This window comes from Rhodovulum marinum (assembly GCF_004343075.1).
In the GTDB taxonomy this organism is placed as follows: domain Bacteria; phylum Pseudomonadota; class Alphaproteobacteria; order Rhodobacterales; family Rhodobacteraceae; genus Rhodovulum; species Rhodovulum marinum.
On record NZ_SLXP01000002.1, the window covers coordinates 505,865 to 527,751 of the forward strand.

The 21,887-nt window shown below is 68.6% G+C and carries 20 protein-coding genes; 11 read left to right on the forward strand and 9 right to left on the reverse strand.

Annotated elements, in window-relative coordinates:
- The 9 genes from EV662_RS05570 to ugpB all read right to left on the reverse strand — a co-directional run bounded on the left by EV662_RS05570 (position 1) and on the right by ugpB (position 10,024).
- Positions 1–903: an ABC transporter permease subunit gene (locus EV662_RS05570; protein ID WP_132461141.1), complete on the reverse strand. Its 903-nt coding sequence runs from the start codon at positions 901–903 to the stop codon at positions 1–3.
- Positions 900–1,910 carry an ABC transporter permease subunit gene (locus EV662_RS05575; protein ID WP_132461142.1) on the reverse strand — a complete coding sequence of 337 codons (1,011 nt, stop codon included), beginning with the start codon at positions 1,908–1,910 and terminating at the stop codon, positions 900–902. Before EV662_RS05575 ends, EV662_RS05570 begins: the two co-directional genes overlap by 4 nt.
- The gene (locus EV662_RS05580; RefSeq protein WP_132461143.1) at positions 1,907–3,004 is read right to left on the reverse strand and encodes a M24 family metallopeptidase; all 1,098 of its coding nucleotides are present in this window, start codon (positions 3,002–3,004) and stop codon (positions 1,907–1,909) included. The genes EV662_RS05575 and EV662_RS05580 overlap by 4 nt, the downstream gene beginning before the upstream one ends.
- 62 nt (positions 3,005–3,066) lie before the next feature.
- Positions 3,067–4,662 (reverse strand): ABC transporter substrate-binding protein, encoded by a 1,596-nt coding sequence (locus EV662_RS05585; protein WP_132461144.1) that lies wholly within the window; start codon positions 4,660–4,662, stop codon positions 3,067–3,069.
- A 131-nt stretch (positions 4,663–4,793) separates the two neighbouring features.
- Entirely contained in the window at positions 4,794–5,717 is a 924-nt protein-coding gene (locus EV662_RS05590; protein WP_132461145.1) for an aminotransferase class IV, read from the reverse strand.
- A 188-nt stretch (positions 5,718–5,905) separates the two neighbouring features.
- Complete coding sequence (locus tag EV662_RS05595; RefSeq protein ID WP_132461146.1) at positions 5,906–6,907, reverse strand: ABC transporter ATP-binding protein; 1,002 nt, start codon at positions 6,905–6,907, stop codon at positions 5,906–5,908.
- Complete coding sequence (gene ugpE / locus EV662_RS05600; RefSeq protein WP_132461251.1) at positions 6,907–7,743, reverse strand: sn-glycerol-3-phosphate ABC transporter permease UgpE; 837 nt, start codon at positions 7,741–7,743, stop codon at positions 6,907–6,909. Before ugpE ends, EV662_RS05595 begins: the two co-directional genes overlap by 1 nt.
- Positions 7,744–7,781: 38 nt before the next feature.
- Positions 7,782–8,663, reverse strand: a complete 882-nt coding sequence (gene ugpA / locus EV662_RS05605) for a sn-glycerol-3-phosphate ABC transporter permease UgpA (RefSeq protein ID WP_132461147.1) — start codon at positions 8,661–8,663, stop codon at positions 7,782–7,784.
- A gap of 50 nt (positions 8,664–8,713) precedes the next feature.
- Positions 8,714–10,024, reverse strand: coding sequence for a sn-glycerol-3-phosphate ABC transporter substrate-binding protein UgpB (gene ugpB, locus EV662_RS05610; RefSeq protein WP_132461148.1), 1,311 nt, complete (start codon positions 10,022–10,024; stop codon positions 8,714–8,716).
- A 309-nt stretch (positions 10,025–10,333) separates the two neighbouring features.
- Between ugpB and EV662_RS05615 the strand changes: the two genes are divergently transcribed.
- From EV662_RS05615 to pqqE, 11 genes are all read left to right on the forward strand, one after another.
- The gene (locus EV662_RS05615; RefSeq protein WP_243695774.1) at positions 10,334–11,680 is read left to right on the forward strand and encodes a KamA family radical SAM protein; all 1,347 of its coding nucleotides are present in this window, start codon (positions 10,334–10,336) and stop codon (positions 11,678–11,680) included.
- Positions 11,674–12,675, forward strand: coding sequence for a D-alanine--D-alanine ligase family protein (locus EV662_RS05620; RefSeq protein ID WP_132461149.1), 1,002 nt, complete (start codon positions 11,674–11,676; stop codon positions 12,673–12,675). Before EV662_RS05615 ends, EV662_RS05620 begins: the two co-directional genes overlap by 7 nt.
- Positions 12,672–13,652, forward strand: a complete 981-nt coding sequence (locus EV662_RS05625; protein WP_132461150.1) for a D-alanine--D-alanine ligase family protein — start codon at positions 12,672–12,674, stop codon at positions 13,650–13,652. Before EV662_RS05620 ends, EV662_RS05625 begins: the two co-directional genes overlap by 4 nt.
- Before the next feature lies 1 nt (position 13,653).
- Positions 13,654–15,945, forward strand: coding sequence for a GNAT family N-acetyltransferase (locus tag EV662_RS05630; RefSeq protein WP_132461151.1), 2,292 nt, complete (start codon positions 13,654–13,656; stop codon positions 15,943–15,945).
- Between the two features lie 204 nt (positions 15,946–16,149).
- The gene (locus EV662_RS05635) at positions 16,150–17,799 is read left to right on the forward strand and encodes a sensor histidine kinase (RefSeq protein ID WP_132461152.1); all 1,650 of its coding nucleotides are present in this window, start codon (positions 16,150–16,152) and stop codon (positions 17,797–17,799) included.
- On the forward strand, positions 17,799–18,485 hold the full coding sequence (locus EV662_RS05640; RefSeq protein ID WP_132461153.1) for a response regulator transcription factor: 687 nt from the start codon (positions 17,799–17,801) through the stop codon (positions 18,483–18,485). Before EV662_RS05635 ends, EV662_RS05640 begins: the two co-directional genes overlap by 1 nt.
- Before the next feature lie 111 nt (positions 18,486–18,596).
- Positions 18,597–18,692, forward strand: coding sequence for a pyrroloquinoline quinone precursor peptide PqqA (gene pqqA / locus EV662_RS05645; protein ID WP_132461154.1), 96 nt, complete (start codon positions 18,597–18,599; stop codon positions 18,690–18,692).
- Between the two features lie 22 nt (positions 18,693–18,714).
- Positions 18,715–19,611 carry a pyrroloquinoline quinone biosynthesis protein PqqB gene (gene pqqB, locus EV662_RS05650; protein ID WP_132461155.1) on the forward strand — a complete coding sequence of 299 codons (897 nt, stop codon included), beginning with the start codon at positions 18,715–18,717 and terminating at the stop codon, positions 19,609–19,611.
- On the forward strand, positions 19,608–20,357 hold the full coding sequence (gene pqqC, locus EV662_RS05655; protein ID WP_132461156.1) for a pyrroloquinoline-quinone synthase PqqC: 750 nt from the start codon (positions 19,608–19,610) through the stop codon (positions 20,355–20,357). The genes pqqB and pqqC overlap by 4 nt, the downstream gene beginning before the upstream one ends.
- On the forward strand, positions 20,354–20,632 hold the full coding sequence (pqqD, locus tag EV662_RS05660) for a pyrroloquinoline quinone biosynthesis peptide chaperone PqqD (protein ID WP_132461157.1): 279 nt from the start codon (positions 20,354–20,356) through the stop codon (positions 20,630–20,632). Before pqqC ends, pqqD begins: the two co-directional genes overlap by 4 nt.
- On the forward strand, positions 20,629–21,711 hold the full coding sequence (gene pqqE, locus EV662_RS05665; RefSeq protein ID WP_132461158.1) for a pyrroloquinoline quinone biosynthesis protein PqqE: 1,083 nt from the start codon (positions 20,629–20,631) through the stop codon (positions 21,709–21,711). The genes pqqD and pqqE overlap by 4 nt, the downstream gene beginning before the upstream one ends.
- The last annotated feature ends 176 nt before the right edge of the window (positions 21,712–21,887 follow it).

The window sequence follows — 21,887 nt, forward strand, 5'->3', positions numbered from 1 at the left end:
TCAGCTCCGCTTCAGTTTCGGGTCGAGCCCGTCACGCAGCCCGTCGCCCATCAGGTTGATCGCCAGCACCGTCACCAGGATCGCCACGCCGGGGAAGGTCACCACCCACCAGGCGCGCAGGATGAACTCCCGCGCCTCGGCCAGCATGGTGCCCCATTCCGGCGTGGGCGGCTGCGCGCCCATCCCGAGGAACCCGAGCGCCGCGGCATCGAGGATCGCGGTGGAAAACGACAGCGCCGCCTGAACGATGATCGGTGCCAGGCAATTGGGCAGGACGGTCACGAACATCAGCCGGGGCAGTTTCGCCCCCGCAACGCGCGCCGAGACCACGTAATCGCGCGTGCGTTCCGACAGCACCGAGGCGCGGGTCAGGCGCACGTAATGGGGTTGCAGCACCAGCGCGATGGCGATCATCGCGTTGGTCAGGGACGGCCCCAGGATCGCCACCAGAACCAGCGCCAGCAACAGCGACGGGAAGGCCAGGATCACGTCCATCAGCCGCATGATGATGGAATCCAGCCATTTCGGCGCGAAGCCCGCGATCAGCCCGACCAGGATACCCCCCGAGGCCGCGACCACCACCACCACGATCCCCACGAAGAACGAGAACCGCGCGCCGTGGATCAGCCGCGAAAGCATGTCCCGGCCCAGGGGATCGGTGCCCAGCGGAAAGGCCCAGTCGCCGCCCTGAACCCAGGCGGGGGGCTTGAGGATGTGGTCGCGGAACTGCTCGGTCGGGTCATAGGGCGCGAGCAGCGGCGCGAACAGCGCCACGATCACGAAGACCACGAAGACATACAGCCCGATCACCGCGCCGCGGTTCTCGCGGAAGTAATACCAGAACTCGGCCAGCTGGCCCTGGCGCGCGGGCGCCGTTCCTTGTGCGTCGGGTTCCGCCGTCATTTCCGCGCCCTGATCTTGGGGTTGATGAGGCCATACAGGATGTCGACCGTCAGGTTCACGATCATCACCATCGACGCGATCAGCAGCAGGCCGCCCTGCACCACCGGGTAGTCGCGCCGATAGATGGAATCGACCATCCACTTGCCGATGCCCGGCCAGGAAAAGATCGTCTCGGTCAGGATCGCGCCCGCCAGAAGCGTGCCGACCGACAGGCCGATCACCGTGATGACCGGGATCATCGCGTTTCTGAGGGCATGCATTCCGTTGATCCGCAGCGGCGACAGGCCCTTGGCCCGCGCGGTGCGGATGTAATCCTCGGACAAGACCTCCAGCATGGCCGACCGGGTCTGGCGCGCGATCACCGCCAAGGGGATCGTGCCCAGCACGATCGTCGGCAGGATCAGGTGGCGCACCGCCGAGGTAAAGGCCCCGTTCTGCCCCGACAAGGCCGAGTCGATCAGCATGAAGCCGGTCACGGAATCGAAGAAATACAAAAGGTCGATGCGCCCCGACACCGGCGTCCACCCGAGGTTCCCCGAGAAGACGATGATCATCAGCAGCGCCCACCAGAAGATCGGCATCGAATAGCCGACCAGCGCGGTCGACATCAGCGCCCGGTCGAACAGCTTGCCCCGGTTGACGGCGGCGATCACGCCTGCGGGCAGGCCGATGCCGACGGCGAAGATCATCGCGCAGATCGACAGTTCCAGCGTGGCGGGGAACAGCGAGAAGAACTCGTCCCAGACCGGCCGCTTGGTCACGTAAGAGGTGCCCAGATCGCCCTGCAACACGCCGGTCAGGTAATTCCAGAACTGCACCGGCAGCGGCTGGTCGAACCCGAACTGGCGGACCAGTTCGGCATAGCGCTCCTCGGTCAGCCCGCGTTCGCCCGCCATCACGATGATCGGGTCGCCCGGCAGCACCCGGATGAAGGCGAACGAGATCAGCGTCACCCCCAGGAAGGTGGGCAGGAAGGTCAGCAGCCGGGCAAGCAGGTAGCGGATCATCGGGCCACCACTATCAGTTCGCGGGGAAAGCCGGTCAATGACCGGCAACCGGTCTCGGTCACCAGAAGGTCGTCCTCGATCCGGACACCGAAACCGCCGACGCGGTATAGACCGGGTTCGTCGGTAAAGACCATACCCGGTTCCAGAACCTGGGGGTTGCCGCGCATGATATAGGGCGCCTCGTGCACCTCGCGGCCCAGGCCGTGGCCGGTCTTGGTGCGGATGCGGTCGGCGAAGGGCGAGGCCTCCAGCACCGAGATCACCGCGTCGTCCACGTCATGCGCGGTGACGCCGGGGCGCGTGACCTCCTGGCCGCGCAGGTTGGCGCGCAGCACCGTGTCATAGACCTGTTCGGCCTCGTCGCTGGCATGGCCCACGAAAACGGTGCGGGTGATATCGGCGCAGAACCCGCCCCAGCGTGCCCCGAAATCCAAGAGCAGCGCGTCGCCCTTCCGGATCGCGTAATCGGCCCGCGCGCTGGCATGGGGCCGGGCGGAATTGTCGCCGGCGGCCACGATGGGATGGAACGACTGGTCCTCGGCCCCCTCGGCGAACAGCGCCTGCACCAGGAATTGTTCGACCTGTTTTTCGGTCTGGCCCGGGCGGACCTGGTCCAGCACGCGGGCCAGCGCGCGTTCGGAAATCGCGATGGCCCGTTCCAGCGCGGCGATTTCCTCGGGCGTCTTGCGGATGCGCAGGGCGGAAATCTCGCGCTCGGCATCGACGATCTTCAGCCCCGGCCAGGCGGCGGCCAGCGCATGGTGGACGAAGACCCGCATCACCTGCCCCTCGACCGCCAGGCTGGACAGCGGCAGATGCCGCGCCAGCGCGTCGAACGCGGGCTGATAGCCATCCTGGTCGCGCCAGTCGAACACCTCGCCCGGGAACTCGACCAGGTCGAAGGACCGCAGTTCCAGGTTGGGAACCACCGCCGCGGGCGGCCCCTCGGCGGGGATCACCACGACCAGCGGGCGTTCGTTGGTGTGAAAGCTGCGCCCGGTCATCCGGGTGAAATTGGGGCCGGGCACGATCGCGACCGCATCCACCCCCAGCCGGGCCGCAAGCCCGGCATACTCCGCCAGTCCAGACGCCATGCGGAATGCCCCCTGATGGCGGGCGGGGCCCGGGAAAGGCCCCGCCCGGTTGCGTCAGGCCCTTACTCGGCCAGGCCGACCTCGGTGAAGATATGCCCGCCCAGCGGGTGCACCTTGTAGCCCTCGACCTCGGGGCGCACCGGCATGAACACGACCGAATGCGCGATGGTCGCCCAGGGCGCCTGCTCCTTGAAGACGACCTGCGCCTCTTCGTACAGCTTGGTGCGCTCGGCCTGGTCGGTGGTCACCTTGGCCTTCTGGATCAGGTCCTCGAACGGCTGGTGGCACCACTGCGCCCGGTTCGAGTTCTCGACCCCGTCACAGCCCAGCAGGACGGCCAGGAAGTTGTCCGGGTCGCCGTTGTCGCCGGTCCAGCCCAACAGAACCGCACCGTCGCGGTTCAGTTCGCGCGACCGGCTGAGATATTCGCCCCATTCATAGGACACGATCTCGACGTCGACGCCGACCTTGGCGAAATCCTCCTGCATCAGCTCGGCCATGCGGCGGGCATTGGGGTTATAGGGCCGCTGCACCGGCATCGCCCAGATCTTCATCGACAGGTCCGACACGCCCTCTTCGGCCAGCATCGCCTTGGCCGCCTCGGGATCATAGGCGTCATCCTCGACGGCGTCGTTATAGGACCACATGGTCGGCGGGATCGGGTTCTTGGCGATCTGGCCCGCGCCCTGGAACACCACGTCGATGATCGCCTGCTTGTCGATCGCCATGTTCAGCGCCTTGCGCACCTTGGCGTTGTCAAAGGGCGGCTGGGTGGTGTTGTAGGCCAGGTAGCCCACGTTCAGCCCTTCCTGCTCCAGCACGTTGATGCCCTCGTCGTCCTTCATCGCCTGGATGTCGGCGGGGTTCGGATAGGGCATGATGTGGCATTCGCCGGCCTTCAGCTTCTGGTAACGCACCGACGCATCGGGCGTGATCGCGAAGACCAGGTTGTCGACCTTGGGCAAGCCGTCCTTCCAGTAATCCGCGTTCTTCTGATACCGGATCACCGCGTCCTTCTGGTAGGCGACGAACTGGAACGGGCCGGTGCCGATGGGTTTCTGGTTCAGCATCTCGGGGGTGCCGGCGGCCATCATCGCATCGGCATATTCGGCCGACTGGATCGAGGCGAAATCCATCGCCATGTTGGCGATGAATGGCGCCTCGGGGCGGTTGAGGACGAATTTCACCGTGTAATCATCGACTTTCTCGATGGACTTGATCAGGTCGGGCATCGACATGCCGTCGAAATATTCCCAGGTGCCGCCCGAAACCTTGTTGTAGGGGTGGTCGTCCAGCCGCTGACGTTCGAAGGTGAAGATCACGTCATCGGCGTTGAAGTCGCGCGTCGGCGTGAAGATGTCGTTCGAGTGGAACTTGACCCCCTGGCGCAGCTTGAAGGTGTATTCCAGCCCGTCTTCCGACGCCTCGACGCTTTCGGCAAGGCCCGGAACGACGTTGGTGGTGCCGGTCTCGAATTCCATCAGCCGGTTGTAGACCGGGTGCGAGGAGGCGTCGAAGGTGGTGCCGGCGGTATACAGCGCCGGGTCGAAGCCCTCGGGCGAGCCTTCCGAGCAATAGACCAGCGTCTGCGCGCTTGCCGCGCCCGCGCCCAGCAGTGCCACAACGCCGGCGGTGGCCATGAGTGTCCTGAATTTCATCGTGATCTCCCTTTGGATCTTGATGGTGTACCTGTTTTGGCCGCTCGCGGCCTCGGTCGCGTCTTGTCGTTCTGGGCCGGGCGATGCCCGGCAACGGCCCCGACGCGTGGGGCCGGAAAACGGGGGGTGGCTCATGCGGTGTTCTCCTGCACGAGCGCGCGGTAATGGCGGGCGATGCGGTCCATCACGGGGCCCCGGCCGCCGTTGGTGCCGATCGCCTTGCCGTCGATATGCGAGACCGGCGTCTGGGCGCCGAACGTGCCGGTCAGGAACGCCTCGTCCGCGGCGTAAGCCTCGACCAGGGAATAGTTTTTCTCGAACACGGGGATACCCTCGCGGCGGCAGATCTCGATCACCTTGGCCCGCGTCACCCCGTTCATGCAATAGTCGCCGGTCGAGGTCCACACCTCGCCCCGGCGAACGATGAAGAAGTTGCAGGCATTGGTGGTGTTCACGAACCCGAACGGGTCCAGCATCAGCGCCTCGTCGGCACCGGCCTGTTCGGCCTGCAGGCAGGCGATCACGCAGTTCAGCTTGGAATGGCTGTTGTATTTCGCGTCCTGACTCATCGGCAGTCCGCGCACCTGGGGCACGGTGGCCAGCCGAATTCCCTTTTTTGTCAGGGTGTTGGCGGGTTTGGAATGTTCCATGATGATGACGACGGTCGGCCCCGAACGCGACAGCGAGGGGTGCTGGAACGGGCGCAGCTTGACGCCGCGCGTCACCATCAGGCGGCAGTGGACGTCATCGGTCATTCCGTTGGCCTCGGCGGTCAGGGTCAGCGCGTCGAGGATACCCTGACGGTCCATCCCGATATCAAGGCTGACCGCGCGGCAACTGTCGAAAAGACGGTCCATGTGTTCGTCGAAAAACGCCCATTTTCCGTTATATAGCCGCATTCCTTCCCACATGCCGTCGCCCAGCATGAAGCCGGAATCGTAGACCGAAACCATGGCCTGATCCCGCGGCAGAAGGGTGCCGTTCACGTAGATCAGGAGATCCCGGTTGCGCGGGTCGTCCTCGGCGTCATGGGTGGTGGTGCGGGTGTCGGTCATCGGGCCTTTGGCGGGTGTGTGCCGAGTCGCAGGGTATGGTTAACGGGGCGGATCGGCGGCGTCCGGGCGATATGAATCGCATATGAATTCCATATGACTCTCATATGAGCTTTTCCCCGCCGGGGCGGGATTAACGCAGGGTGCGCCGGGCAACGGGGGGATGCAAGCGATAAGGGCCGGGGCGGCGGTCAGACCCGCCGCCCGTCGGGGCCGAAGCGCATCTCGTCGGCGGCCTCCCAGGCCAGGCCGATCTCGTCGCCCTCGCCGGGGATCGGGGCGGCGCCGTCTTGCCGGATGGTCAGCAGGTCGCCCGAGGGCAGGCGCGTGTGGATCAAGGTTTCGGCGCCCAGCGGTTCGGCGTCGAGCACGCGGGCGGTGATGCGGCCCGATCCGGCGGGGCCGATGCGCATGTGCTCGGGCCGGATGCCGAGGCGCGCGCCCTGCCCGCCCACCGCGGCGGGGTCCAGGAAATTCGTGGGCGGCGAGCCGATGAAGCCCGCGACGAATTCCGTCCGCGGGTCGGCATAGACATCGAGCGGCGCGCCGATCTGGTCGGCGCGGCCGGCATTCATCACCACCATGCGGTCGGCCAGCGTCATCGCCTCGACCTGGTCATGGGTGACGTAAAGCGCGGTCACGCCAAGGTCACGCTGCAACTGCTTGATCTCAAGGCGCATCTGCACCCGGAGTTTCGCGTCGAGGTTCGAGAGCGGCTCGTCGAACAGGAACACCGCGGGCTTGCGCACGATGGCGCGGCCCATGGCGACGCGCTGGCGCTGGCCGCCCGAGAGTTCGCGCGGCTTGCGCCCAAGATAGGGTTCCAGTTGCAACAGCCGGGCGGCGGTCTGCACCCGCGCCTCGATCTCGGCCCTGGGGGTCTTCGCGATCTTGAGGCCATAGGCCATGTTGTCGAAAACCGACATGTGCGGGTAAAGCGCGTAGTTCTGGAACACCATGGCGATGTCGCGGTCCATGGGTTCCCGGTCATTCACCCGTTCACCGCCGATCCGCACCTCGCCTGCCGTGACGGTTTCCAGCCCCGCCACCATGCGCAGAAGCGTGGATTTCCCACAGCCCGAGGGGCCGACGATCACGATGAATTCGCCGTCGGCAATGTCGATATCGACGCCGTGGATCACCTGCGTCTTGCCAAAGCTTTTCCGCACGTCCGTGAGCGTTACCGTCGCCATTACTTCTCGCTTTCCACAAGGCCGCGGATGAACAGCCGCTGCATGCCGATGACCACCACCACGGGCGGCAGCATGGCGAGGATCGAGGTCGCCATGATGACCGGCCAGTCGGCGATGTCGTCGCCCGACGGGAACATCTGCTTGATGCCCATCACGATGGTGTTCATCGACGGGTCGGTGGTGATGAGGAGCGGCCAGAGATACTGGTTCCAGCCATAGATGAACAGGATCACGAAGAGCGCGGCGATATTCGTGCGGCTCATCGGCAGGAGGATATCCCGGAAGAACTGCATCGGGCGGGCGCCGTCGACGCGGGCGGCCTCGGCCAGTTCGTCGGGAACGGTCATGAAGAATTGCCGGAACAGGAAGGTGGCGGTGGCCGACGCGATCAGCGGCAGGATGAGGCCCGAATAGCTGTTCAGCATGCCGAAGCCCGCGACGACCTCATATGTCGGGACGATGCGCACCTCGACCGGCAGCATGAGCGTCAGGAAGATCAGCCAGAAGAACACCCGCCGGAACGGGAAGCGGAAATAGACGATGGCGAAGGCCGACAGGAGCGAGATGATGATCTTGCCCACCGCGATGCCGATCGCCATGACGCCGGAATTCAGCAGCATCAGCGCCACAGGGGCGTTGATGCCCGAGACCAGCGCCTTGCGGTAATTCTCGAAGAACTGGTCGCCGGGGAGAAGCGGCATGGGCGGGCGGACGATTTCGGGCTGGCTGACGGTCGAGGCGACGAAGGCCAGCCAGATCGGGAAGAAGATGAAGGCGACGCCGAGGATCAGCCCGGCATGGGTCAGCCACAGCCCCGCGCCGCGGCGTTCGACCATGCCGGGCGGCGGGGCTTTGCGGGTGCGGGCGGGGGCGGTCAATAATGCACCCTCCGCTCGATATACTTGAACTGGATGATGGTCAGGATCGAGACCACGACCAGCAGGATCACGGATTGGGCCGCCGAAGACCCGAGGTCCTGGCCCACGAAGCCGTCGGAATAGACCTTGTAGACGAGGATGGTGGTGGCCTGTTGGGGGCCGCCGGAGGTGATGGTGTGGATCACGCCGAAGGTTTCGAAGAACGCGTAGACGATGTTGACCACCAGCAGGAAGAAGGTGGTGGGTGAGAGCAGCGGGAAGACGATGGTGCGGAACCGGGTCCAGAAGCGGGCGCCGTCGATGGCGGCGGCCTCGATCACCGATTTCGGGATCGCTTGCAGGCCCGCGAGGAAGAACAGGAAATTGTAGCTGATCCGCCCCCAGGCCGAGGCCACGACGACAAGGCCCATCGCCTCGCCCTCGTTCAACACGTGGTTCCAGTCATAGCCCAGAAGGCCCAGGTACCACGTCACAACGCCCACGCGGGTGTTGAACATGAAAAGCCACAGCACGCCCGCGACGGCGGGGGCGACGGCATAGGGCCAGATCAGAAGGGTGCGGTAGGTGCCGGACCCCTTGATCAGCCGGTCGGCGAGGACGGCGAGGTAGAGGGCGACTCCCATCGAGACCAGCGTGACGAGGGTGGAGAAGATCGCCGTGGTGACGAAGGACGCGCGGTAATAGGGGTCGGACAGCAGGTAGTCGAAATTGCCCAGCCCCACGAAGCGCGAGGACAGCCCGAACGGGTCGGGGATGAACAGCGACTGCCAGATCGCCTGCCCTGCCGGGTAGAAGAAAAAGACCGCCGTGATGACGATCTGCGGCAGGATCAGCAGCAGGGGCAGCCAGATGCCCTTGAAGAGAACGCGTTTTTCCATTTGCGGGCGATGCGCGCGCCCCGGCGCGGGGGCCGGGGCGCGCGGCGGGTTTAGCGGTTGGCCTGTTCGAAGCGGCGCAGCAACTGGTTGCCACGTTCGACGGCGGTGTTCAGCGCGGTCTGCGCGTCCTTGTCACCGGCCCAGACGGCCTCAAGCTCTTCGTCGATGATGCCGCGGATCTGGTCGAAGGAGCCAAGGCGCAGGCCCTTGGAATTCGCGGTCGGTTCCTTGGCGGTCATCTGGGTCACCGCGATATCGGTGCCGGGGTTCGCGTCATAGAAGCCCTGTTCGCGGGTCAGGTCCCCGGCGGCCTTGGTGATCGGCAGGTAGCCCGTGTCCTGGTGCCACTTGGCCTGGATTTCGGGCGAGGACAGGAAGTTGAGGAAGGCCGCGACGCCCTTGTATTCCTCGTCCGTTTGCCCCGCCATCACCCAGAGCGAGGCGCCGCCGATGATGGTGTTCCGGGGGGCCCCCTCGACGCCTTCCCAATAGGGCAGCGGGCGGACCTCGAAATCGAACTGGGCCTCGGACTTGATGCCCGCGTAGCCGGCCGAGCTTTCGGTGAACAGGGCGCATTCCCCCGCGCGGAAATTCGCGCCGCCCTCGTTGCGGCGGCCGGCGTAGATGAACTTGCCGTCCCGCGCCCAGTCGCCCATCGCCTGGATGTGCTGGACCTGGACCGGGCCGTTGAAGGCCAGTTCCGTATCCAGCCCGGCAAAGCCGTTATCCTGCGTGGCAAACGGCACGTCGTGATAGGCGGACAGGTTTTCGAGGTGAATCCAGCTTTGCCAGGCGGTGGTCATCGGGCAGTCGCTGCCCGCCTCTTTCAGCTGGTCCAGCACCGCGCCCACCTGCTGCCAGGTCGAAAGATCGGTGTCGGGGTCGATTCCCGCCGCACTCAGCGCGTCGCGGTTGACCCAGAGGACGGGGGTGGAGGAGTTGAACGGCATCGACAGCATCTGGCCGTCGGTGGTGGTGTAATAGCCCTTGACCGAGCCGATGAAGGCGTCGGGGTCGAAGTCGGCGCCCGCGTCCTGCATCAGTTGATAGACCGGCACGATGGCGCCCTGGGCGGCCATCATGGTGGCGGTGCCGACCTCGAACACCATCAGGATGTCGGGCTGTTCGCCCGCGCGAAAGGCGGCGATGCCGGCGTTCAGCGTTTCGGAATAGTTGCCCTTGTGGGTGGCGGTCACGACATAGTCGGACTGGCTGGCGTTGAAGCTGTCGACCTGTTCGGCCACCAGTTCGCCCAGCCGCCCGGTGAAGGCGTGCCAGAACTCGATTTCCGTCTGCGCGGCCACGGGGGTGGCGGCGGCAAGGGCGCAAAGGAACGCGATCGGCGAAATGCCCGCTTTCATGGTAAGTCCTCCCGAATGTTGTTGGACCGTTTCCGTGTCGCCGGAACACTAGCGCCCAGCGGCTTGACGGATCAATCGCTTAAGCGCCTGACGTGACGTTTTCACGACGCCCCGGGCCGGGGCGGGTCCACGGGCGCACGGGTCGAATCGCGGGGGTTGGGGGCATGTCCGGGGGCTGCATTTATTTCCGTTTCATATCATGTGCTTGCGGGAATTCCGGGGCTGAAAAAAACCTTTGATTCCGCGATTGAAATTCGCACGGTTTGACCGCATGTTTCATCGCGTCGGATCCAGCGACAGCATCGACGATTGGCGCGCGACGGCTGGCCCGACACCGGGACAAACCTCTCGATGGAAGAGATCCTCGCTCCCGATGCGGAGCCTTCGCGAAGCGGCCTGACCGTTTCCACCGCCCTTCCCTTGCCCGATCATCCCCCCGCCCCGCAGATGCGCGCCCCGCGCCCGCCGGCCCCCCGCCGCGCGGCGTTCCCGCGCGGCCCCGTGGCACGGGCGTTCCAGCGGCGGTTCTTTCCCGCGGCCAGCGCCGAGGACTGGTCGGACTGGCGCTGGCAGATGCGCGCGCGCATCCGCTCGCTGGCCGAGCTGGAGCGTGTCTTTGCCCTGAGCGCGGACGAGCGCGCGGCGGTCGCGCGCCATACCGGCGGGCTGCCGGTGGGGATCACGCCCTATTACGCCAGCACGATGGGCCTGGACGACCCGTCCGAGCCGCTGCGGCGCACGCATATCCCGGTGGGCGCGGAATACCTGCGCACCCCCGGAGAGGCCGACGACCCGCTGGGCGAGGACCATGACAGCGCGGCGCCGGGGCTGGTGCATCGTTATCCCGACCGGGTGCTGTTCCTGACCACGGGCACCTGTTCGACCTATTGCCGCTATTGCACGCGGTCGCGCATGGTGGGCCAGGCGGGCGGCGAATACCAGCTCTCGACCCGGCAATGGGAGCAGGCGCTGGCCTATATCGCCGCGCATCCCGGGATTCGCGACGTGCTGCTCTCGGGTGGCGATCCGCTGACGCTTTCGGATGAAAAGCTGGATTACCTGTTGGGCCGGTTGCGGGCGATTCCCCATGTGGAATTCATCCGCATCGGGACCAAGGTGCCGACCGTGTTGCCGATGCGGATCACGCGCGAGCTGACGCGGGTGCTGAAGAAGCACCATCCGCTGTGGATGTCGATCCATGTCACCCACCCGCACGAGCTGACCCCCGAGGCGAGCGAGGCCTACGGGCGGCTGGCCGATGCGGGGATTCCGCTGGGCTCTCAGACCGTGCTGCTGAAGGGCATCAACGACGATGTCGAGGTGATGAAGACGCTGTATCACGGCCTGCTGAAGCGCCGGGTGAAGCCCTATTACCTGTATCAATGCGACCCCATCACCGGGTCCGCGCATTTCCGCACGCCGGTGGCCAGGGGCCTGGAGATCATCGAGGGGCTGAGGGGCCACACGACGGGCTACGCGGTGCCGCATTACGTGATCGACGCGCCGGGCGGCGGGGGCAAGATCCCGCTGTTGCCCGATTACGTGGCGGGGCGGGATGGCGACGACCTGATCGTGCGGAATTTCGAGGGCGGGCTGTATCGCTACCCGGACCCGGGCGAGAGTTTCGGGGCCGACCGGGGGGCGGGGCCATGCTGATCGGGCTGACCTACGACCTGCGCGAGGATTACGCGGGGATGGGGCTGAGCGAGGAAGCGCTGGCCGAGTTCGACAGCCCCGAGACGGTGGCCGCGATCGAGGCGGCGCTGGGCGCGCTGGGCCACCGGGTCGACCGCATCGGCCATGTGCGCGCGCTGGCCGCGCGGCTGGTCGCCGGCGACCGCTGGGATCTGGTGTTCAACATCGCCGAGGGGCTGGCGGGCCGGTCGCGCGAGGCGCAGGTGCCCGCCCTGCTGGAGGCGTTCGGGGTGCCGTACACGTTTTCCGACCCGCTGACCCAGGCGGTGGGGCTGGACAAGGCGGTGGCGAAACGGCTGGTGCGCGAGGCGGGCGTGCCGACCGCGCCCTTCGCGGTGCTGGACGATGCGGCGGCGGACGCGGCCTGTGACCTGCCCTGCCCGCTGTTCCTGAAACCGCTGGCCGAGGGCACCGGCAAGGGCTGTGAACGCGCGTCCAAGGTGACGGACCGCGCCGCGCTGGCGCCCACGGCGGCGGCGCTGCGGGCGCGCTTCGGCCAGCCAGTGCTGGCCGAGGGGTTCCTGCCGGGGCGGGAATTCACGGTGGGCATCCTGGGCAACGGCGCGGGCGCGGCGGTGATCGCGGTGATGGAGATCGAGTTGCCGCGCACCGCCGAGGCCGAGATCTACAGCTTCGAGAACAAGGAGCTGTGCGCGACGCGGGTGGCCTATCGGCTGGCCGAGGACGCCGAGGCGCAGGAGGCGGGGCGCGTCGCGCTGGCGGCCTATCGCGCGCTGGGCTGCCGGGATGCGGCGCGCGTCGATATCCGGTCGGATGGCGCGGGGCGGCCGCAGTTCCTGGAGGTGAACACGCTGGCGGGGCTGCATCCCACCCATTCCGACCTGCCGATCCTGTCGGGGCTGGCGGGGCTGTCCCATGACCGGCTGATCGCGGGGATCGTGGCGGCGGCCCGTGCCCGGCTGGGGCTGGGCGAAGAGGTGCGGGAACGGGCATGAGCGGGCTGTCCATCGCCGTGCTGCACGGGGCGAGCGGCGACCGCCCGGACGAGATCGACACGCTGCGCACCGCCGAAACGGTCGCGGCGGCGTTGACCCGGCTGGGCCATGCGCCCACGCTTGTCCACCTGGCGCCCGACATGGCCGCGCTGGACCGGCTGGCCGCCGCGCCGCCCGACCTGGTGTTCAACCTGGTCGAGGCGGTGGGCGGGGTGGCGGCCCCGGCCGCGGCGATCCCCGCGCGGCTGGCCCGGCGGGGCCTGGCCTTTACCGGCTGCGGGGCGCGGGCCAGCCGGCTGTGCGCCGAAAAGCCGGCGATGAAACGGGTGCTGGTCCGGGCCGGGCTGCCGACGCCCGCGTGGTCGATGACCCGGCGGGGCCTGCCCGCGGGGGCGCCGGTGATCGTGAAATCGACAAGCGAACATGCCTCGGTCGGGATCGATGCGGGGTCGGTCGTGGCGGCCGAGGAGGCGGGCGCCGAGATCGTGCGCCGGCAGGCGCGGTTCGGCGGGCGGTTCTTTGCCGAAGCCTATGTCGAGGGGCGCGAGTTCAACCTGTCGCTGGTCGAGGGACCGGCGGGGCCCGAGCTGTTGCCGCCCGCGGAAATCCTGTTCGAGGGGTTCGGCGCGGCGCGGCCCCGCATCGTCGATTACGAGGCGAAGTGGATCGAGGGATCGCACGGGTTCGAAAACACCCCGCGCCGGTTCGACTTTGCGCCCGCGGAGGACGCGTTGCTGGACCGGCTGCGCGCGCTGGCGCTGGCGGCGTGGCGGGCGTTCGACCTGGATGGATATGCGCGGGTCGATTTCCGGGTCGGCGAAGACGGCCAGCCCTGGATCCTGGAGGTCAACACCAACCCCTGCCTGGCCCCCGACGCGGGCCTTGCCGCCGCCGCCGCCCGGGCCGGTCTCGGCCATGACGCGCTGGTGGGCCGGATCGTCGCTGCCGCCCGCGCCACCCCCCGGAAAGCCGCCTGAGATGTTCCGCATCCGCAAGATCGCCGATGCCCACGCGCCCGCCAACCGGGCCGCCATCGCCGAGGCGCAGGCGATCCTGCGCGCGCAGTTCCCCGGCATGGACCCGGCCGATATCGACGCCCTGCCCGACCGGCTGGACAACCCGTTCGCCCAGCGGTTCGTGGCGGACCTGTTCGTGGCGCAGGACGCGCGCGCGCGGGTGCGGGCGGCGGCGGTGCTGTTGCATGACCCCGAGCTGAATTTCGCCTTTCTCGACGTGATCGCCGCCGATCCGGGCGCACGGGCCGGATCGGGCGCGGGCGGCGCGCTGTATGAACGGTTGCGCCAGGCCGCCGCCGAGCGGGGCGCCGAGGGGCTGTATTTCGAGTGCCTGCCCGACGACCCGGACCTGAGCCCCGACCCCGAGACGCGGCGCCAGAACGCCGACCGGCTGCGGTTCTATGAACGGTTCGGCGCGCGGCCGATCGCGGGCACCGCCTATGAAACGCCGATCAAGCCGGGCGAGACCGACGCGCCCTACCTGGTGTTCGACGGGCTGGGGGGGCATGCCCTGCCCGGGGCCGAGCGGCTGCGCGCCATCGTGGCGGCGATCCTGGAGCGGAAATACCCCACGCTGTGCCCGCCGGATTACGTGGCAAGCGTGCTGGGGTCTATCGCACCGGGGGGCTATGACCTGCGGCCCGCGCGGTATCGCAACCGCGCGGCCCCCGCCCCCCGGACCGACCGGCGGGCGCCGATCCCGCTGATCGTGAACGACCGGCACGACATCCACCACGTGCGCGAGCGCGGCTATGTCGAAAGCCCGGTGCGCATCCCCGCGATATTGGCGGAGCTGGACAAGTCGGGCCTGTTCGAGCGGCGCCCGGCGCGCCGCTTTCCGGATCGCTGGATCCGCGAGGTGCATGACGCGCGGCTGATCGACTATCTGCGCCGGGCCTGCGCCGAGGCACCGGAAAAGACCGCGCTTTACCCCTATGTCTTTCCGATCCGCAACGCGGCGCGGCCGCCCAAGGAACGGTCGGTGCTGGCGGGGTATTGGTGCATCGACACGTTCACCCCGATCCACCGCAACGCCTGGCCCGCCGCGCGCGGCGCGGTCGATTGCGCGCTGGGCGCGGCCGAGGCGGTGCTGGACGGGGCGCCCGCGGCCTATGCGCTGGTGCGCCCGCCGGGCCACCATGCCGAGCACCGCAGTTTCGGCGGGTTCTGCTACCTGTGCAACGGGGCGATCGCGGCGAATTTCCTGTCGCATCACGGGCGGGTGGCGATCCTGGATATCGACTATCACCACGGCAACGGCCAGCAGGACATCTTTTACGACCGCGCCGACGTTCTGACCGTGTCGATCCATGGCGACCCCAGTTTCGCCTATCCCTATTTCACCGGGTTCAAGGACGAAACCGGCCGGGGCGCGGGGGCGGGGTTCAACCTGAACCTTGCCCTGCCCGAACAGGTGAGCCCCGAGACCTATCGCGCGGCGCTCGACCGCGCGCTGGCGCGGATCGAGGCGTTCGCCCCGGCCTTCCTGGTGCTGTCGCTGGGGTTCGACACGGCGCGGGGCGATCCGACGGGGACCTGGTCGAACGGGGCCGAGGATTTCCGCCGGATCGGCGCGCGGATCGGGGCGGCGGGCTATCCCACGGTGATCGTGCAGGAGGGCGGTTATCGGGTGCGCACGCTGGGCACGAACGCGCGGCGGTTCTTCGAGGGGCTGGCCGAGGGGCTGGCGGCGCCGCGCCGGGCGGCGGGGGGCCGCGCGCCGCGCCGCCCGGCCAAGGCGCCCGGGGCCGCGTTCCGCGCCACGCTGCGCGCCGAGGACCCCGCGCGCATCCGCGCGCTGGTGGCGGCGACGGGGCGGTTCTCGGCCGAGGAGATCGGCATCGCCGAAGACCTGGCGCTGGAGCGGATCGCGAAGGGGGCGGCCTCGGGCTATGAGTTCCTGCTGGCCGAGGGCGCGGGGGGGCTGGCGGGCTATGCCTGTTTCGGGCCGATCCCCGGGTCGGAGATCGGCTGGGATCTCTACTGGATCGCGGTTGCGCCCGGACTGCAGGGCCAGGGGCTGGGCGCGCGGCTGATCGCGGCGGCGGAGGACGCGATCCGGGCGGCGGGGGGGCGGTTCGTGCATGCCGACACCTCGACCAGCGCGGGGTACGCGGCGACGCGGGCCTTCTATGCCGCGCGCGGCTATCGCGTGGCGGCCGAGTTCCCCGATTTCTACCGCGCGGGCGACGGCAAGGCGGTGTTCGAAAAGGTGCTGGCCCCGCGCGGGGATGCCGGGGGGACGGCGCCCTAGACCCCGGGCGGCGCGAGGGTAAGGGGTTTCGCCTTGGCTGCGCCAAGGCGACCGGGGGCCGGGGGCTGACGCCCCCGGCCCATGCCTGGCATCGCGGGCGGCGGGGGGTGTGCCCATGTCAAGACCGCCTTTGGTCTTGCAGCCTTGGGGCGGGTTCCGGCCTAGACTTGGGCCCGGCCGGGGAGCGGCAAGGGCGTGGACGGCATGGGCGACAAGGCGGGGACGGCAGCGGCGGCGGGGTCGAACGCCCGCGCCCGGCTGCGCCCGCTGGGCCCGTTTGCCACGCTGAAGGGCCAGCTGACGCTGGGGGCGGGGCTGATCGGCTGCGTCGCGATCCTGTCGGGCGCGCTGACCCTGCATGGCATGGCGCAGGTGTCGGACCGGCTGGAGGATTCGCTGAACGCGGAACGGCGGATCGCGCGCTATTCGGTGCTGTCGACGCAGATCTCGGCCTTTATCGTGGTGGCGGCCGAGGCGATCCAGGTGGGGTTGTCGCCCGAGGACCGCGCCGCGCGGCTGGAGCCTGCGACGCGCGGGCTGCGGGGGACCTTTGCGTTGATGCGCCGCGACCTGGAGGGGGCGGTGGAGGAGGCGCGCGCGCAGGGGCTGGACGAGCAATCGCGCCGCGCCACGCAAAGCATCGCGATCGCCCGGATGGAGGCTCTGTTCACCGCGGCGCATGACGGGCTGATGGCGGGAACCACGGGCAAGGACCGGGCGCAGGCCTACCTGGCGGGGTTCTCGCAGACGGTGGACCCGCTGTTGAACGCCGCGGTGGCCGACGAGATGCGGATCCGCGACGCGATCCTTTCGGGCATCGGCGAGTTGCGGCGGCGGCTGACGCTGATGGCGCTGGGGCTGGCGGGGCTGGTGGCGGCGATGTTCGGGGCGTTCTACCTGGGCCTCGTGCGCCCGCAGCTGGCGCGGCTGGACCTGGCGCGCCAGGCCGCCCAGCGGATCGGGCGCGAGGAATTCGACGTGGCCCTGCCCGAGGACCGCGAAGACGAGATCGGGCGGCTGTTCGCCGAGACCAACCGCGCGGCCCGCGCGCTGGCCAGCCGCCGCGCCGCGGTGGAACGGGAATGGGCGGCGCTGAACGAGACCATCGCCGCGCGCACCGAGGAATTGCGCGCCGCCAACGCCGCGCTGGAACGCACCGACGAGGACCGGCGCCGGTTCTTTGCCGATATCGGGCACGAGCTGCGCACGCCGCTGACAGTGATCCTGCTGGAATCGGAACTGGGCGCCAAGGGCGCGGGCGAGCCGCGCGAAGGATTCGAGACGATCCGGGCGCGGGCGCAGCGGTTGCAGCGGCGGATCGACGACCTGCTGCGCGTGGCGCGGTCGGAAAGCGGGCGGATCGAGCTGGCCGCCGAGCCGGTGGACCTGGTCCGCGCGGTGGCCGAGGCGGTGGCCGACACCCGCCCCAAGATCGCAAGCGCGGGCATGTCGGTCGAGGTCGCGGCCCGGCCCGGCGTGAGCGTGCGGGGCGATGCGGACTGGCTGCGCCAGCTGGTCGCCGGGCTGATCGAGAACGCGGTGCGCCATGGGCGTGCGGGCGGCGCGCTGGCGATCCGGGTGGCGGCCGAGGGGGGCGAGGGGCTGGTGCGGGTGATCGACGCCGGCCCCGGCGTGCCCGAGGACGAACTGGAGCGGGTGTTCACCCGGTTCCACCGCGGCGCGGACGGCCCGCGCCCCGAGGGGTTCGGGATCGGGCTTGCCCTGGCGCGGTGGCTGGTGGAACAGATGGGCGGGCGGATCGCGATGGAAAGCCCCGTGCCCGAGCATGCGCGGATCGGCGCGGGGCCGGGCGCGATGGTGACGCTGCGCCTGCCGCTGGCCGAAGAGGGATGATGACCGAGAGCGAGAACCTCATCCTGATCGTCGACGACGACCCCGAGATCACCGCGGCGCTGGCACGCGGTCTGGCGCTGCACGGGTACGGCACGGTTTGCGCGCACCGGGTGGACGAGGCCCGCGCGCGGTTCGGCGAGGGGGGCTTCAGCGCGGCCATCGTCGACGTGATGATCGGCCCGGAAAGCGGGATCGAGCTGGTGCGGGACCTGCGCGCCGAGGGCGACCGCACGCCGATCCTGATGCTGAGCGCGCTGAGCGAGGTGGAGGACCGCGCCGGGGGCCTGGATGCGGGCGCGGACGATTACATCGCCAAGCCCTTTGCCTTTGACGAGCTGGTCACGCGGCTGAAGGTGCAGGAGCGCCGGGCGAAACGCGCCGCCCCTGCCCTGCGGCTGGAACCCGCGACGCGGACGGTGCACGGGGCCGCGGGCCACGTGACCCTGACCGAGCGCGAATTCGCCCTGTTCGCGACGCTGTGGACCCATCGCGGCGAGGTGATGTCGCGCGCCGACCTGTTCGACCGGCTTTGGGCGCGGGAGGGGACCAGTTCGGAAAACGTGGTCGACGTCTATATCGGCTATCTGCGGCGCAAGCTGGCGCCCACGCGGGAATATGGATTCGAACTGCGCACCCTGCGCAACCGCGGCTTCGTGCTGGAATCCCTTGCGGACGACGAAAACTAAGCCTTTGGTCGCGATTGCCTTTTAAAATTTCTTAGAACAATTCTTTTGACGGGAGGGGGCGCGATGGCGATCCTCTGTCCATCCTACGGGAACCTTAAGGGAGAGAACATCATGGCTTGGAAGAAACCGATCGTCCGCGAAATCGAGTGCGGCATGGAAATCAACATGTACGGCCCCGACAGCGACGATCACGGCGTCCTGTTCTGATCGCCGGCGCGCGGAGGCCGGAATGGGATTCCGCGCGCACATCCTTGGGGCGGCCGCCGGCGGCGGGTTGCCCCAGTGGAACTGCGGCTGCGCGCAGTGCAACATGGCACGCGCCGGCACGATCCCCCCGCAGACCCAGTCGTCGCTCGCGGTGACCGCCAACGGGCGCGACTGGGCAATCCTGAACGCGTCCCCCGACATTCGCCAGCAACTGACCGCCTGCGCCGCGCTGCACCCCACGGGGCTGCGCGAGGTGCCGTTGGCCTCGGTTCTGGTGACCAATGGCGATATCGACCATGTGGCGGGTCTGTTGACGCTGCGCGAGATGCAGGCGTTCACCCTGTTCGCGACGGCGGGCATCCACGAGGTTCTGGCCGCCAACCCGATCTTCGCCGCGCTGAACGAAAGCGTGGTGGCGCGGGAAACGGTGGCGCTGGGCCAGCCCTTCGACCTGGCGCCGGGGCTGCGGGCCGAACTGTTCGCCGTGCCGGGCAAGGTGCCGCTCTACCTGGAGGGCGAGACGGTCGAGACGGACCTGGTGGGCGAACAGACCGTGGGCGTGCATCTGCAGGGGGGCGGCGGCGAGGCGCTGTATATCCCCGGCTGTGCGGTGCTGAACGCCGATCTTCGCGCGCGGCTGCGGGGCGCGCCGCTGGTGTTCTTCGACGGCACGCTGTGGCGCGACGACGAGATGGTGCGCGCGGGGCTGGGCGCCAAGACCGGCAAGCGGATGGGCCATATCTCGATGAGCGGGCCGGACGGGTCGATCGCCGGGTTCGCCGATCTGGGCGTGGCCAGGAAGGTTTTCGTGCACATGAACAACACCAACCCGGTGCTGGACCCCGGATCGGCCGAACGCGCCGAGGCCGAGGCCGCCGGGTGGATCATCGGACAGGACGGAATGGAGGTGTCCCCATGACTCAGACGCGGGAGGAGTTCGAGGCCCGGCTGCGCCGGATCGGCGAAGAGCGCTATCACGACAAGCACCCGTTCCACCACCTGCTGCATGGCGGGCGCTGCACGCCGGACCAGGTGCGGGCCTGGGTGATCAACCGCTATTACTACCAGTCGCGCATCCCGATGAAGGACGCGGCCTTCATGAGCCGGGTCGAGGACCCGAAACTGCGCCGCGCCTGGCGGTCGCGGATCGAGGATCACGACGGCACCGCCGAGAACGAGGGCGGCATCGCGCGCTGGCTGAAACTGGCGGAAGCCGTGGGGCTGGACCCCGATTACGTGGCCTCGGGGGTGGGCATCCTGCCGGCGACGAAATTCGCGGTGGATGCCTATGTGCGCTTTGTCCGTGACAAGACCCTGCTGGAGGCGGTGGCGTCCTCGCTGACGGAACTGTTCGCGCCCAAGATCCACGCCGAACGGATCGAGGGGCTGCTGGCGAATTACGATTTCGCCGATGATGTCAGCATGTCCTATTTCCGCAAGCGCCTGAGCGAGGCGCCCAAGGACGTGGCGTTCGGCCTGGCCTGGGTGCTGGACCATGCAGATACGCGGGAAAAACAGGACGCCGCGGCCGCCGCACTGACCTTCAAGACCGACGTGCTGTGGGCGCAGCTGGATGCGCTGTATTCGGCCTATGTGGAACCGGCCCGCATCCCGCCGGGCGGCTGGGTGCCGGGCGAAGGCATGGCACTGGCCAGGGCGTCATGATCGGGGCCGACGACATCCCCGTGATCCCGCGCGGCGTGCGGATGCAGTTCGACCGCGTGCGCGAGCGCTGGGTCCTCTTGGCGCCCGAGCGCACCGTGGCGCTGGACGAGATCGGCCGGGCGATCCTGTCGGAAATCGACGGGGAACGCAGTTTCGGCCAGATCACCGCGGGGCTGGCGGCGAAATATGCCGCCCCGCAAGAGGAAATCGCCGAGGACAGCCGCGGATTCCTCGGCGCGCTGATCGACCGCCGCTTCGTGGAGGTCCGCAGATGAGTATCAACCCGCCCATCGCGATGCTGGCGGAACTGACCCACCGCTGCCCGCTGTCCTGCCCCTATTGCTCGAACCCGGTGGAGCTGACCCGGCGCGACGCGGAACTGGACACCGCGACCTGGGCCGACGTGTTCCGGCAGGCCGCCGACCTGGGCGTGCTGCAACTGCACCTGTCGGGGGGCGAACCGGTGAGCCGGCGCGACCTGGTCGACCTGGTCGTGGCGGCGCGCGAGGCGGGGCTTTACACCAACCTCATCACCTCGGGGATCGGGCTGACGGAAAAGCGGCTGACGGAGCTGGACGCGGCGGGGCTGGACCATATCCAGCTGAGCTTGCAGGGCACCGATGCCGAGATGGCCGACCGGATCGGCGGCTATCGCGGCGGCTTCGCGCGCAAGATGGACGTGGCCCGCTGGATCGGCGAGATCGGTTTTCCGCTGACGCTGAACGCGGTGCTGCACCGGCAGAACCTGCACCAGTTGCCGCGGGCCATCGAGATGGCGGTGGAAATGGGCGCGCGCCGGATCGAGGTGGCGACCGTGCAGTTCCACGGCTGGGCGCTCTTGAGCCGCGACGCGCTGATGCCGACGCGCGAGCAGGCCCGCGAGGCCGACGCCATCGTCGCCGAGGCGCGGGCGCGGCTGAAGGGCACGCTGGTGATCGACTACGTGCCCGCCGATTACCACTCGGACTACCCCAAGCGCTGCATGGGCGGCTGGGGCACGACCGGGCTGAACGTGGCACCCGACGGGCTGGTCCTGCCCTGCCACGCGGCGCAGACGATCCCGACGCTTCACTTCGACAACGTGCGCGAGAAACGCCTGCGCGAGATCTGGTACGAGGGGGCGGCCTTCAACGCGTTCCGCGGCACCGAGTGGATGCAGGAGCCCTGCCGAAGCTGCGAACGCAGAGAGGTGGATTTCGGCGGCTGCCGCTGCCAGGCGATGGCGCTGGTGGGGGACGCGGCAGCCACCGACCCGGTCTGCATCAAGTCGCCCCACCACGGCGAACTGCAGGAGCGCGCTGATGCCTTCGCGGCCGGCGAGGCCGGGTTCACTGCCCGCGCGGCAGCGGGCTGAGGGGCGGCCATACAGGGTTTCGCCCCGGCTGTCGCCGGGGCGACCCGCGCGGGGGGCGCCGCCCCCCGCACCCCCCGGGATATTTCCAGCCAGAAGAAGGGATCGGGTCTTCTTCTGGCTGGAAATATCCCGGGGGGAGTCCGAAGGACGGGGGGCAGAGCCCCCCTCTTCCCGGC